This window comes from Leptospira dzoumogneensis, assembly GCF_004770895.1.
In the GTDB taxonomy this organism is placed as follows: domain Bacteria; phylum Spirochaetota; class Leptospiria; order Leptospirales; family Leptospiraceae; genus Leptospira_B; species Leptospira_B dzoumogneensis.
Genome location: NZ_RQHS01000001.1, coordinates 189,298 through 203,212, shown reverse-complemented (window position 1 = coordinate 203,212; position 13,915 = coordinate 189,298). Strand labels below are relative to the sequence as shown.

Sequence of the window (13,915 nt, the reverse complement as noted above, 5' to 3'; positions counted from 1 at the left end):
CAGGATTTTTGAGACAAAATACCGGTTTTTCGGTAGTTGGAGACACAGAGGTAGCAGAGGGCCATTCTCACGCAGAGAAAAAGCTGTCATGTAGGAGTTCCTACATTACTTTATAAGCCTTGCAATCTACTTGTTGGAATTCCAACAATACCCTCTGTGGCTCGGCGACTCTGCGTGAGAATACTACTTCAAATTACGGAAAACTACACAGCGATTTGAATTTGTGCCCTTTTCGTTATTCGAAACATTCCAACAATTGGCGAGTTTCGTGAATTTCTGGTCGTTAATATAGGTATTTTCCCAGACAAGGCCGGTAGATTCCGCACATTTGATCACATACTCGTCCAAGTTGAATACAGTTTTACCTTTTCTGACTTCTCCCACTTCCATGACCACTGTTCCACCTGGTTTTACCACTCTGGAAAGTTCCGCTAAGGTTCCTTGGATGAATTCACACCAACCTGCAAGAGTCGCGAATATACTTGGTTTCTGGTCCTTCTCCAATTCAATATCTAAGAACCAATATCTAAGCCAATTGTCCTCTTCGTAATTTACCTTGTCCAAAAACGGAGGGCTGGTCACAACCAGATCCACGGAATTCTCCTCCAGACCGAATAGATCCAAAGAAGAATGATTGGTGTATCTATTCCTGGAAGAAAACTCATGATAAAAAGGTGTAAGAGATTCTTTCAGGTCCCTTCTCATTTTTTGAAGGATCCTTGGTTTGATCTCCCTATAATCAGGGACAACTCCCCTCTTCTCATTATTTCTTTTTTGAGCCAAAGGAGGAATGGAGATCTGAGGAAAACTATAAACGGAAAAGAATCCGTTGCTATGGCCATGAAGCCTGGATAATGCAGTCAAACCCAAATATCGGAGCTCTGCGGAATCGGAATCAGCCAGGATCTTTTTTAGGTTCTTGATCTCTTTTAAAGTATCTTTATGATAAAAATGTAAAAGACCTTCGTCTTCTTTTTCTTCTTTTATTTTTGTATTCAGATTGAGAGAATCAAGCGCTCTTTCCAGTCTTTCGATAGAAGGTACAGTCTGTCTGGATTTCGCGAGGAATAAGGACATAGGACTGATATCGTTATGAATGGCGGCATAACCTTCTAAATTTGCTTGGACCGCAGTGGTCCCTCTGCCACCGAAAGGATCGAAAACGATCCCCTTTCGATTTTCCAAATATTTTCCAATAAAGAAGGCGGGCAATTCAGGCTTGAACGAAGCTCTGTAACTTACCACATAATGGATTGGATGAGACTGCCTTTGTTTAGAGGTCCAAAATTCCCCGGTGAGTATCTTTCTTTCTTTTTTACGAACTGCGCCGTTCATCCGCTCCGCCTTTTCTTTTTTCTTATTTTCGGAAGAAGGCGCGATTTTCAGTTTTGCTTTTTATGATCTTGCCTGAGACATAAGAGAGGAATGACGGAAGTAAGATCAGAAATACTTGTCTCCCTGCCGAATCCAAAAATCTTTGCATTCAGATCCAGAATTTTTTGGAAGCCCAAGCTCGGATAAACAAGAGAATGAAAACAGTATCCTCTCAACCGTACGTAGAATTTTTAAAAGAGAAAAAAACGAATCGAAGATTCGAACTCGCAGGTTTATACATAGGATACGGGGCTTATGTGATCAGTTTAGGGATCGTGTTCGGGTTCAAAAAAGAAAATCCACTCTTCTCTGCGATGTTCTTCTTAGGACTATTTACTAGAGTTGCCAGCCTGATGATAGGTAGAGTGTTCTTAATACCCAAAATTTTCCTCGGCCTTCTCTCTTCCGAAGTTTCCGAAAAGGAAGAAGCCTGGGAAACCATCCAAGCCCATAAAGACGAAATGATCGGTAGACTCGCCAGGAACATTTACGGATGGAACGACGCAAGCGAACTTTATTCCATGAGCAAGGAAGAATTAACCGAGTTCGTACGCGAAAAGACTAAAATCGATTGGAGAAAGATCGGAAAAATTTTCCTGATGTTCTATATTCCTATAGCTCTATTCGTCAGCTATCTTACAATTTACGCCTGGTTCCAATGAACCGAATATTCCGTTTTTCTTTTGCGGTACTTCTTCTTTCCTGTTCCGTAAAAACGGGAACAGACTCACCGGCCGTCCAAAAGGAAGAACTAAATCTCTCCGACAGAAAAGTCTGCCTATTCCTGGCTGAAATGGAAGAAGGTACACTCTTGAAAGTGGGTGAAGATAACTGCAAAAAAAGCTCCCCTTCCATGTATGTATTCCAACCGGTGCTTGCTCTCGCGGCATTGGAACTTGGAACATTAAAAGATCCGCATGGATATTTTCCCTGGGACAAAACCAAATTCCCGTACATCAGATGGCAGAAGGAGCAGAATCTAAAGTCTTCTTTAGAAAGTTCCGCTGTTTGGTATTTCCAGAAGATCTGGACGGATACCGGAACCGCTAAACTTAGGACCTGGTTATCCTCTGTTGGACTCACTGCATCAATTCCTTTCGAACCTTCTAAATCATTTTGGATGGACGGAGGATATTCTTGGACTGCTGAAGAGTTCTATATCTTCTTATGGAAACTATTCAATGGAGAGTTAGAGGTCAGAAAGAAAAACCTAAACTCGATTTTAAGCGGTCTGGAAAGGGATCCAGGTGAGATCAAAAACCCAACAGGCACACATAGATTAGACGGCAACTTTGGGAACTTCTCCGGTTTTTATTCCGATTCAGCAACGGGATACGCCCAAGGAAGATCAGTCTCTTGGTATTGGTTCTTTTGGAAGGGACCGAAAAAATCTTATCTATTCTTATCCAGAATAGAGAGTGAATCCGAAACATTATCCCCCTTAGAGGCTGCAAAGTTCGGCATGGAATATCTAAGAGATAAAGGGTTTTGGGAAAAATATTTCTATTCATCCAACTAAGTATTATTCTTTTCCCATTCTTTCCATTTTTATAGTATGGAGGAACTCCAACATTCAGAGGGTTTTCGATTCTAAGGATGAAACGAAACGCGATCTTCTATATTACTCTATTAGTATTTTCTTTCGGGGCCTTTGTTTTCATAACGAAACAAGGTAAGTCATTAGAAATTGGTAAGGTTGTTCTCGTTGAAGCAAGTTCTTCTACTTCGGTCGAATCCACTGAAGATCCGCTAGATATTTGGAAAAAAGCGGGAGCAAAACTCTGGAAAGGTTTTCATGAACCTCTTCCACTTCTATTATTACAAATCGGAGTCGTAATTGCAGCCACTAGAGTGATGGGTAAACTTGCGGTAATCGTAAGACAACCATTCGTAGTGGGAGAGATACTTGCAGGTATATTATTAGGCCCTTCCTTGTTCGGGCTATTATTCCCGGAACAGTATCAATTCTTATTTCCTAAAATTTCTTTAAGTTCCTTACAATTATTAAGCCAGATCGGTTTAGTATTTTTCATGTTCGTAGTCGGAATGGAATTGGATCTAAAGATCCTCCGAAACCAAGCGGACTCTGCAATATTAATCTCTCATGCGAGCATTCTTCTACCGTTCTTACTCGGAGCGATCTTAGCACTTTCCATTTACAAAACATTGGCTCCTCCCAATGTCACATTCTTATCCTTCTCCTTATTCATGGGGATAGGAATGAGTATCACTGCATTTCCAGTACTCGCTCGTATCGTCCAAGAAAGGGGGATGACCAAAACAAGGTTAGGCGGGCTAGCACTCACTTGTGCGGCTTCCGACGATTTGACGGCTTGGTGTTTACTCGCAGTAGTGATCGCTCTTGTTCAAGCTGGAGGACTTTTAGCGGCGTTATTCACCATAATCCTTGCGATCATTTATGTTATTATAATGTGGAAGATCGTGCAGCCTGCAATGCACAGAGCGGGAGGGATTTTCACAAACAGAGAAGCATTCACCAAAATGGCGGTGGCTCTATTCTTACTTTTCCCGATCGCATCCGCTTGGATCACGGAATCCATCGGAATACACGCGTTATTCGGAGCGTTTTTGGCAGGGGTTGTAATGCCCGACAAACCGAAACTACGCACCCTTTTAGCCGAGAAGGTGGAAGATCTAAGCACTGCGATCTTTCTTCCATTATTCTTCGCGTTAACCGGTATTAGGACCCAGATCGGGCTATTGAACCAAGGCAATCTATGGTGGGACTTCGCTATGGTACTTACGGTAGCGATTGTCGGTAAATTCGCAGGAAGTGCTATCGCGGCGAGGGCGTCCGGAAACAACTGGAAAGATTCCTTATCCTTGGGCGCACTCATGAACACCAGAGGACTCATGGAGTTGATCGTACTCAATATCGGCTACGATATCGGAGTATTATCCTCTCAGATATTCTCCATGATGGTACTTATGGCCCTGGTCACAACTTATATGACTGGTCCAAGTTTGAATTTAATAGAGAGAATATTCTCGGTTGTCAAAGCTAAAAGAGAAGAAGGTATATTACTCGCGTTTGCATTACATTCCAGAGGTGTGGATCTATTAAGACTTGCTTCCGGATTATTCCAAAACGGAAATAAGAGCAAAGAAGTGACCGCACTTCACCTTACTCCGGATTCTTGGATCTCAGGCAAAACAGCTCAGAAATATGAGAAAAAAAGTTTCGAACCTCTATTCAAACTTTCTAAAGAACTCGGGATCAAGCTGAATACTCTATATAAACCTTCCGATAATGTCACAAGAGACATACTCAAAACGATCCAATCAGGAAATTATAATATATTCCTGACCGGCGGCGCCAAATCATTGTTCAGCGACGATGTATTAGGAGGAAAGATCAGAACACTTCTCTCCGAATCGGAAACAAACGCAGGAATACTCGTCGCAGAAAAATTAAAGGAACTAGATCGTTTTATCTTAGCAGTTTACTCGGATAAGGACGTAAAACTATTAGGATTCGCTTTGGCAATGGCCAAAAACATAGGAGCCAAACTTTCCATCTGGGATCCTAAGGGACGTGTTCCTCAATTCTCTCAAAAAGAAAGAAATCTTCTCAAAAAAGAAAAGATCACCATCCTAAAGGGAGAAAATCCTCAGGTACTTTCCGAAGCAGATCTTGTGATCTGCGATCTAGAAACCTGGGAAGAAGAAACGGAATTCAGGAATTGGGAACTTTCGGACGGCTCAGGATTATTCTTGGTCCGTTATAAAGACTAATAGAAACTTACTCGTTTGATCTCAAAAAATATCCCACCCCGGGTTCTGTGATCAAAATCTCAGGATTACTCGGATCTTTTTCTATTTTTTTACGGATCTGGTTCACATAAACTCTCAAATATCCTGATTCTGCCGTTTGATTCGGACCCCAGAGTTCTTTTAAGATCTGGGTCTGGGTCACTATCTTTCCCGGATAAGTCGCCAGCAATTTTAGAAAAGAATATTCTGTAGGAGTTAGTCTCACTTCCCTACCTTCTTTCAAAACTTTCCTAGTCCCGAAATCCAATTCCAAAAGTCCGATCCTTACTTTAACATCCGTTTTTTCGGGTGAAGAATGTCTTAATAATACTCTGATCCTAGCAAGTAATTCTCCAACCCCAAAAGGTTTAGTAAGATAATCATCCGCACCGCTATCCAACAAAAAGATCTTATCTTTTTCGGAATCTCTAACGCTTAAAACTAATACCGGTATTTTTGAACCTGACTCTCTGATCTTCTTTAGGAATTCTTCTCCGCCTTTTTCCGGTAAACCTAGATCTAAGATGATAGAATCAGGACGAAGCATATAAACTTTTGATAATGCATCGTCCACTGAGATTGCTTCTTCTACCCTATATCCTTCTTTTTCAAGAGCGACTCTGAGTAATCGACGGATCTGGATCTCATCGTCTATGAGCAATATAATAGGACTAGACAATCGAATCCTCCAAAGGAGGAAAAGTAAGCACCGGGATCCGGATCAGAAATCTTGCCCCTCCTTCTTGTCTATTCTCCGCCCAGATCTTTCCGCCTTGTGCTTCCACAAGTCCCTTACAGATAGAGAGTCCTAATCCTGTGCCTTGCGCGGATCCGGAAACTTTGGTGAACTTCTCAAAAATTCTATCTTCCTGTCCGGGAGGAATTCCGGATCCATTATCCTCTACGGTCAATAGCAGATGATCTTTAGGAACACTTGCTCTTACCACGACCGTGCTGTTCTTTTCAGTATGTAAAAAAGCGTTTTGCAAAAGATGGATCAAAACTTGGATCATCAATCTTCTATCCATTCTGACAAGAGGCATACTTTCATCCGTTTGGACTGATAATATATGATCTCCCTTTTCATACTCAGCGATCTTGATCGTTTCATTCACCAAGTCCACAGGATCTTCCCATTGGAGGTCCAGCATCAATCTTCCGGATTCTAACCTGGACATATCCAGTAGATCTCCTACTAATCTGTCCAATTTTTTATAAGCAATCCTGATCTCCGAAAATAAGTCGGACTTCTCCCTTTCGTTTTTATTATCTACCGTTTCTAGTAGATCCAAAGAAGCACGGATTACGGTCAATGGAGTCCTAAAATCATGGCTGACCGAATTGAATAATGCGGAATAAAATTTTTCAGATTCTTCTACCAGCTTAGCGTTTGCACGAATTCCAAGTAGTTGTATCCTTTCTAATGCCAAAGCAATTTGGTTTAACATAGAAAACAGAAGACTCTCTTCTTCTAATCCTAAACTTTCTTTCTGTTCTCTATCTAATCCAATCACTCCAAAACAACCGCCAGGAGTGAGTAACGGAAGGTATAAACCTTTAGACATCGGAACGGTATCCGTATCCTTTCCGGATGGTTTTCTATTCTGAAAGGTCCAAGCAGCCAGAGCAGATTCTTTCATATCCGGTTTAAAGCCGCTTTTAGGATGAGGAATATTAGAAAGATACAAATCCTGATCTGCAAGTAAGATCAAAACGGAACATCGGAATGTGTCCCCAATTGTTTCTATCGCAACGGATGCGATCTCATCCAAACTATGAGTTTTAGATAATGCAACTGAAAGTCTGTATAGGCCCGAAAGTGCCTCTTCTCCCGTTTGTAATGCCTCTTCTCTATCTCTTAATCTCGTGGTTAAAGCTCCTAAGACTAAAGCTAATACGAAATAAGTTCCGAACATCATCCAATCTTCTACTTTTTCTATATAGAATGTAAACTTAGGAGGAATGAACAGAAAATTCCAAAAAACAGCGCTCAAAGAAGCGGTGACTAAAACGGGTCCCCGCCCAGCAAATAAAGCCACAAACATTATAAAAAACAGATATACGAGCCCGATAGACCAATAACCTGCGAAAATGTTCAATAAAAGATTAAAGGAAGTGATCCCAAGCAATGCCAGAAAGGAAAGAAAATATTGGATAGGTTTGGATCTGGTTCCTTTCGTAAAAAATCCGAATCGGATCTTAGGTCTTTCTTTAATAATTTCAGTAGGAGCGAGAAGTATCTGAAAATCTCCGGGTTGTTCGCTCAGTTTATCTACAAATGAACCGCCCGTTAAAATCCTAGAAAGTTTGGACTTACTACTTCTTCCTATGACTACATGAGTTGCCTTAGTCCGATTGATTGCTCTTACTGTTCCAAGAACCGGATCTCTGTCCGAAAAATTCAGGATCTCTGCACCCAACTCTCTTGCAAGACCCAAGTTTTCCCTTAGCAGATCCTTCTCTTCCCGGGTTAATACGTTTCCATCGTCCACATGCACCGCAACCCAAGTACATTTTAATCCGAACGCAATCCGTTTTGCATAACGTATCAGATTAGCGGCTTGGGGAGAAGAAGATACCGCTACTAAAATTTTATCCGAAAGTTTGGAATCCTTTGTAGGTTCCAAACGAGAAAGTTCCCGGTCCACCAGCTTAGAAGTAAAATTTAAGGAAAGTTCCCTGAGAGCGGTCAGATTCGGGACCTTAAAAAAAGAATGTAAGGCCTGAGGAACCTTATCGGAAGGATAAACTTTTCCTTCTTTCAGACGTTTGATCAGATCGTCCGGCACAAGATCGATCAATTCCACTTCATCAGCGATTTCTAAAATAGAATCAGGAACCCTTTCGGAAACAGGAGCTCCCGAAATTTCCTCCACTATGTTTGCCCTGCTTTCCAAATGTTGCACATTCAAAGTAGAATAAACATTTATTCCTTGGTCCAAAATTTCCAAAACATCCTGATATCTTTTAGGATGCCTGGAACCGGGAACATTTGTATGAGCAAGCTCATCTATCAAGACCAGGTCCGGTTTTTTTTCCAGAATTGTATCCAGATCCATTTCCTCCAGATCCACCGATTTATATTTGGATCTTTTTCTGGGAATGATAGAAAGACCTTCGGCTTGAGCTTCCGTTTCCTTTCTATTATGAGTTTCTAAATAACCGATCCAAACATCGATCCCTTCCGATTTTGCTTTTTGAGCATCCCGAAGCATTTCAAAAGTTTTACCTACACCTGCGGCCATTCCGAAGAAAATTTTTAACTTTCCCCTGACTTTCGATCCTTCTGCCCCGATCCTGGAAAGTAATTCGTCCGGATCCGGCCTATTTTCTTCTGGAGGTCTCACTTTATAGATACTTTAATTTTTCAGAATATTCTCATCTAAATAAATAGATCTCAACTTTAGATTCAATTTTAGAATATTGATCTTAGCAGGACCGAATAGTCCCCATTCGGTAGATTCTACGGACTCTTCCACCAATCGCTCCAACCTTTCTTTCGAAATCCATTTCGTTTTTGTAATAATCGGGATTTGATATTTTACGGCTTCCGGACTTAAATGCGGATCCAATCCGCTTCCGGAAGAATATAAAAGTTCTAAGGGTACAGGTTCGGATCCTCCTTTTGCAACCCAGAAAGATCTTCTTTCCTCCACCTTTTCAGAAAGATCTAAGCTCGTAGGCCCAAGATTAGAAGCCCCGGAAGACGATGGATCATATCCTATTGCGGAAGGTCTAGATTGAAAATATTGAGGTGAATCGAAAAGCTGAGCTAATAACTCGGAACCGATTACCTTTCCATCCACCTCGATCAAGGAGCCTGAACTTTGCTTAGGAAAACTTAATTTAGAAAATCCATATACGATAGCAGGATAGAATATACCGCAAAAAAGAGTCCAGATCCCTAATTGTAAAACCGCTCTTATCATGAAAATATCCCTTTAGTAAAACCTAAGATCAGATCTATACTTTTGATCCCGAAGAATGGAAGTATAAGTCCGCCAAATCCGTATATAAACACATTCCGGGCCAGAACCGAATCCGCACCGGCAGGTCTATAACTCACACCTTTTAATGCAAGAGGGACCAAAAACACAAGAATAAGCGCATTAAAGATCACTGCACTTAAAACTGCGGACTCAGGACTTGCAAAACCTAGAATATTCAAAATAGATAAAGCACCTACTCCTCCGATCGGATACAATCCGGCAAACATTGCGGGCAGGATCACAAAATATTTAGAAACATCGTTCGCTATACTAAAAGTGGTCAAAGAACCCCTTGTCATCAAAAGTTGTTTTCCGATCTCTACGATCTCGATCAGCTTAGTAGGATTACTATCCAGATCTATCATATTCCCTGCTTCTCTCGCAGTTTGGGTGCCGGTATTCATCGCAACACCTACATCCGCTTGTGCTAAAGCCGGAGCGTCATTCGTTCCATCACCTATCATAGCCACGAGCTTTCCGCCGGACTGTTCTTCACGGATACGTTTTAGTTTTGTTTCAGGAGTTGCTTCCGCGATAAAATCGTCCACCCCGGCTTCTGCAGCGATTGCTGCGGCAGTCAGAGCATTGTCTCCGGTGATCATCACCGTTCTGATCCCCATTTGCCGGAGTCTCGCGAATCTTTCTTTGATCCCGCCTTTCACTATATCTTTTAGATGAATTACTCCTAAAATATCTCTGCCTTGAGAAACTACTAGAGGAGTTCCTCCTTCTCTTGCGATCTCATCGACTATATCAGAAATTTCTTTTGGATATTCTCCGCCTAAACCTGTAATATGATTTCGGATGGATTCGGATGCTCCCTTTCGGATCGAAGGTCTTATTTTTCCTTCGGAGTCAGGATCAAAGTCCACACCGCTCATTTTACTTTTAGCGGTGAATGGAACAAAGCCGCCTCCTAACTCTGATAAATTCCTTCCTCTTAGATCGAATTTTTCTTTTGCAAGTACTACGATGGATCTTCCTTCAGGAGTTTCATCGGAAAGTGATGCAAGTTGTGCGGCGTCTGCCAGATCTTTTTCGGAAATTCCTGGAGCTGGAACAAATCTGGTCGCCATCCTGTTTCCCAAAGTGATCGTTCCGGTCTTATCTAAAAGTAGAACGTCTATATCTCCCGCTGCTTCGATTGCTCTTCCGGATTTAGCGATTACGTTCCTTCTCATTAATCTGTCCATACCGCTGATCCCAATCGCAGATAAAAGCCCTCCTATCGTGGTAGGGATCAAACATACCAAAAGACCAACTAACGCAGGAAAAGATCCGGAAAGTCCCAGACTTCCTCCTCCTTCTTTTTGACTATAGAATACCACAGGAACAAGTGAAGTGATCGCTACCAAAAACACTAAAGATAATGCGGAAAGAAGAATGGAGAGCGCAATCTCGTTCGGAGTCTTCTGTCTGGAAGCACCTTCCACAAGAGAGATCATCTTATCTATGAAAGTTTTTCCAGGATCCGTCGTGATCCGAACTACGATCTTATCACTTAGGACTTTTGTGCCCCCGGTGACCGCAGATCTATCTCCTCCTGATTCTCGGATCACCGGCGCAGACTCTCCTGTAATAGCCGACTCATCTACGGAAGCGATACCTTCTACCACCTCGCCGTCGCCCGGGATCTGATCTCCTGCCTGACAAACCACTTTGTCTCCGGTTTTTAACTCGGAAGAAGGAACTATAATAACGGAACTTCCGTTTAATTTGTTTGCCTTGGATTCCTTTCTCGTTTTTTTCAAGGACTCCGCTTTTGCCTTTCCTCTGCCTTCCGCCAATGCTTCCGCAAAATTCGCGAATAGAACCGTGGCCCATAACCAAATAGAAATTTGCAGGCCGAAACTTAAATTTACCGGATGAAAAACGATATCATAAGAACTTAATATTGCCCCAATATACACGATAAACATCACTGGGTTTTTCCACTGGACCCTCGGATCTAATTTTACAAAAGAATCCAAGATCGCTTTTAGTAAAAATTTTGGATCTTGGAAAAAGGAAGTGCTTTTATTTTTCATAATATTTAACCTTAAAACTTAGGGCCGGAATGCAAAATAATATGCTCACTTCCGGGCCCCAAAACCAAAACGGGCAGAAATGTCAGAGCTCCTACCAAGAAGATCACGGAAAGAAGAAGTAACACAAACAGTGGACTTTCCGTGGAGAAAGTACCTTCTCCCTTTGGGGCGATCTTTTTGCCCAGTAAAGCACCTCCAAGTCCCAAAGCAGGAATGATGACCGCGAATCTCCCCACAAGCATACAAAAGGAAAGAGTTATATTATAAAATGGAGTATTCACATTCAAACCAGCGAATGCGGATCCGTTATTCCCGGATGCTGATGCGAATGCGTATAAAATTTCAGTCAGACCATGAGGCCCCATATTTGTCCTAGAAGAAAGAGAGGATCCATGAAGAAGAGAAAATGCGGTGAATAAAAGAATACAAAGTCCCGGGACTAAAACTCCTAGGAGTGCAAGTTTTACTTCTTTTGCTTCAATTTTTTTTCCTAAATATTCTGGAGTGCGACCCACCATAAGTCCGGCGATAAACACGGTAAGAACTACATAGAATAACATTCCAATAAGTCCAACGCCTACACCGCCGAATACAACTTCACCTAAAAGAATATTCCAAACCGCTAATCCTCCCGCAAGAGGAGAAAAACTATCGTGCATTGAGTTCACTGAACCGTTAGATGCTGCAGTAGTCGCCATTCCCCATAGAACACTCTGGGCGATTCCGAATCTGGTCTCCTTGCCTTCCCAATTGCCGGCAAAATTACTTTCCGACCAAAGGGATATGGAAAGACTTAATAGAAAAAGAAGAGTCATTCCGAAAAAGACGGAAAGTCCTGCCTTCCAGGAACCGACCCATCTTCCATAAGCAAAAGGTAATGCTCCCGGGAGAAGCAGGATCAAAATACATTGTACCCAATTGGAAAAGACCGTAGGGTTCTCAAAAGGATGAGCGGAATTAACTCCGAAAAATCCTCCTCCATTCGTTCCCAATTGTTTGATCGCTATTTGAGAAGCGGCAGGACCGAGCGGAATTTTTACCGTATGACCTTCGATCCCGATCGAATCCACATACTTGGAAAAATCCATTACGACTCCTTGAGAAACTAAAACGAATGCCACGAGCAGCGAAATCGGTAAAAGAATATATAATATACTTCTGGTTAGATCGATATAGAAGTTCCCTATTCCGGATGACTCTCCCGGTTTAGAGATCATTCCTCTTGCCATAGCGGCAAATACTGCCATCCCTACTCCCGCGCTTACAAAATTCTGCACCCCTAGGAGTAACATCTGGCTTAAATAAGAAAGAGAAACTTCGCCGGAGTAAGCCTGCCAATTCGTATTGGTCACAAAACTCACGGAAGTATTCCAAGCCAGATCCCAGGAAACTCCGGATTTACCTTCCGGATTTCCGGGAAGAAGATCCTGAAAATGAAGGCCCAATACGACCAAGGCTAAACTTAAAAGAGTAAAAATCCCGATATCGAGCAGATAAACTTTCCAATCGGAGCCTTGGTCTTCTTTTATTCCAGAAATCTTATATAGGAAAGATTCGAATTTAGAAAGGATCGTAAATCGTTCGGAAATTTTTCCCTTGAGAACATCCGCTATATAAATTCCTAAAAAGGGCGAAAAAAGAAATAGAACTGCAAAATATAAAAAGAAGAAGATAGAGTCGTTTCCGTTCATCTAAATCTCCTAAAATTTTTCCGGTTTTAAAATGGAGAAGGAGAGATAACCGCATAATGCGATAACTAAAACGATCAGAAATGTATAAGACAAGATTCCTCCCAGGCGGATCGGTCTTTTCCGTCTATTCCAAAAATCTAACCTGTTTTTTGGAATTCGTCAATGCGAACCTGTGTGAGAGTAAGCTATAAACGCGTTAATTTTGCGTTAAGATCGTGGAAGACCACTGAGCTAGGACTTTGAAAATTCCGAGCTCAGCGAGTTCCGTGCCGAATATTTTTATGCGTAAAATTTCACTAAATCGGAAACTTCTTCCCTTGGAGTATGAAACTTATTTAATGTTGAATCCGGTTTAGGATAACCCAAACTTAAACCGCATACAATTTTTTCGGATCCTGCCAGACCCAATTCTTTTCGGACGACTTCCGGAAATGCGGATAATGCCGCTTGGGGAACGGTCCCCAATCCGTAACTTCTGGCAAGAAGCATAACTGTATTCAAAAAACAGCCTATGTCCAATGCGATATAAAAGTTCAGCTCGAATTCGGTCGTTATGAACACCGCAGTAGGGGCTCCAAAAAACTCGAAGTTTCGGAGCATAAACTTATCTCTGGCTTCCTTATCCTTTCTTTCGATCCCTGCAGCACCGTAAATTTTCATTCCAAGATCGAACATTCTACGCTTCGCATCCGCCGGAAAACCAGTAGGCCAAATCGTATCCGGCGCGGGAGTTTCGGATTGTTTTGCCCTTTCTTGTAATAGTTCCGCCATTCTATCCCTCTTAGCGCCGCTCACCACATGGACCTTCCAAGGTTGGCTGTTTTTCCAACTGGGGGCCCGAAGAGATTTGGAAAATAATTCCTTTAATACGGAATCTTCCACAGGTTTAGAAAGATAGTCCCTGATACTGTGACGGGTAAAGACCGCTTCTTCTACGCTGGAAGCGATCCCTGATATATCAATTGATTCGGTTTCTGGGGATAAAGAAGACACTTGAACCTCCGATTTAGACTTGCATTTTAACAAATTTCGTTCTTTCTGGAAGAAGAAAGAACCGAAC

The 13,915-nt window shown here is 42.0% G+C and carries 11 protein-coding genes; 3 read left to right on the top strand and 8 right to left on the bottom strand.

Annotated elements, in window-relative coordinates:
- Window positions 1-183: 183 nt before the first annotated feature.
- Window positions 184-1,335, bottom strand: a complete 1,152-nt coding sequence (locus EHR06_RS00900; protein ID WP_208757722.1) for a DNA methyltransferase — start codon at window positions 1,333-1,335, stop codon at window positions 184-186.
- A 194-nt stretch (window positions 1,336-1,529) separates the two neighbouring features.
- Between EHR06_RS00900 and EHR06_RS00895 the strand changes: the two genes are divergently transcribed.
- From EHR06_RS00895 to EHR06_RS00885, 3 genes are all read left to right on the top strand, one after another.
- Complete coding sequence (locus tag EHR06_RS00895; RefSeq protein WP_135755293.1) at window positions 1,530-2,036, top strand: hypothetical protein; 507 nt, start codon at window positions 1,530-1,532, stop codon at window positions 2,034-2,036.
- Window positions 2,033-2,893: a penicillin-binding transpeptidase domain-containing protein gene (locus EHR06_RS00890; protein ID WP_135755292.1), complete on the top strand. Its 861-nt coding sequence runs from the start codon at window positions 2,033-2,035 to the stop codon at window positions 2,891-2,893. Before EHR06_RS00895 ends, EHR06_RS00890 begins: the two co-directional genes overlap by 4 nt.
- A 77-nt stretch (window positions 2,894-2,970) precedes the next feature.
- Window positions 2,971-5,130: a cation:proton antiporter domain-containing protein gene (locus EHR06_RS00885; RefSeq protein ID WP_135755291.1), complete on the top strand. Its 2,160-nt coding sequence runs from the start codon at window positions 2,971-2,973 to the stop codon at window positions 5,128-5,130.
- Window positions 5,131-5,137: 7 nt separating this feature from the next.
- Here EHR06_RS00885 and EHR06_RS00880 read toward each other — a convergent pair whose 3' ends face one another.
- The 7 genes from EHR06_RS00880 to EHR06_RS00850 all read right to left on the bottom strand — a co-directional run bounded on the left by EHR06_RS00880 (window position 5,138) and on the right by EHR06_RS00850 (window position 13,848).
- A complete protein-coding gene (locus tag EHR06_RS00880; RefSeq protein WP_208757721.1) occupies window positions 5,138-5,827 on the bottom strand; it encodes a response regulator in 690 nt (229 codons plus the stop codon).
- Window positions 5,820-8,495, bottom strand: a complete 2,676-nt coding sequence (locus EHR06_RS00875; protein WP_135755290.1) for a sensor histidine kinase — start codon at window positions 8,493-8,495, stop codon at window positions 5,820-5,822. Before EHR06_RS00875 ends, EHR06_RS00880 begins: the two co-directional genes overlap by 8 nt.
- Window positions 8,496-8,507: 12 nt before the next feature.
- Window positions 8,508-9,077: a potassium-transporting ATPase subunit KdpC gene (kdpC, locus tag EHR06_RS00870; protein WP_135755289.1), complete on the bottom strand. Its 570-nt coding sequence runs from the start codon at window positions 9,075-9,077 to the stop codon at window positions 8,508-8,510.
- Entirely contained in the window at window positions 9,074-11,164 is a 2,091-nt protein-coding gene (gene kdpB, locus EHR06_RS00865; protein WP_135755288.1) for a potassium-transporting ATPase subunit KdpB, read from the bottom strand. The genes kdpC and kdpB overlap by 4 nt, the downstream gene beginning before the upstream one ends.
- Before the next feature lie 11 nt (window positions 11,165-11,175).
- Entirely contained in the window at window positions 11,176-12,855 is a 1,680-nt protein-coding gene (gene kdpA, locus EHR06_RS00860) for a potassium-transporting ATPase subunit KdpA (protein ID WP_135755287.1), read from the bottom strand.
- A 9-nt stretch (window positions 12,856-12,864) separates the two neighbouring features.
- Window positions 12,865-12,948: a K(+)-transporting ATPase subunit F gene (gene kdpF / locus EHR06_RS00855; RefSeq protein WP_008590037.1), complete on the bottom strand. Its 84-nt coding sequence runs from the start codon at window positions 12,946-12,948 to the stop codon at window positions 12,865-12,867.
- 186 nt (window positions 12,949-13,134) lie between these two features.
- A complete protein-coding gene (locus EHR06_RS00850; RefSeq protein ID WP_135755286.1) occupies window positions 13,135-13,848 on the bottom strand; it encodes a nitroreductase in 714 nt (237 codons plus the stop codon).
- Window positions 13,849-13,915 lie beyond the last annotated feature (67 nt).

What these genes read in the sequence shown, in the direction of transcription:
- EHR06_RS00895 (WP_135755293.1), top strand. Translation starts at nt 1,530, where the DNA reads ATGAAAACAGTATCCTCTCAACCGTACGTAGAATTTTTAAAAGAGAAA.
- EHR06_RS00890 (WP_135755292.1), top strand. Translation starts at nt 2,033, where the DNA reads ATGAACCGAATATTCCGTTTTTCTTTTGCGGTACTTCTTCTTTCCTGT.
- kdpB (WP_135755288.1), bottom strand. Translation starts at nt 11,164, where the DNA reads ATGAAAAATAAAAGCACTTCCTTTTTCCAAGATCCAAAATTTTTACTA.
- kdpC (WP_135755289.1), bottom strand. Translation starts at nt 9,077, where the DNA reads ATGATAAGAGCGGTTTTACAATTAGGGATCTGGACTCTTTTTTGCGGT.
- EHR06_RS00885 (WP_135755291.1), top strand. Translation starts at nt 2,971, where the DNA reads ATGAAACGAAACGCGATCTTCTATATTACTCTATTAGTATTTTCTTTC.
- EHR06_RS00900 (WP_208757722.1), bottom strand. Translation starts at nt 1,335, where the DNA reads ATGAACGGCGCAGTTCGTAAAAAAGAAAGAAAGATACTCACCGGGGAA.
- kdpA (WP_135755287.1), bottom strand. Translation starts at nt 12,855, where the DNA reads ATGAACGGAAACGACTCTATCTTCTTCTTTTTATATTTTGCAGTTCTA.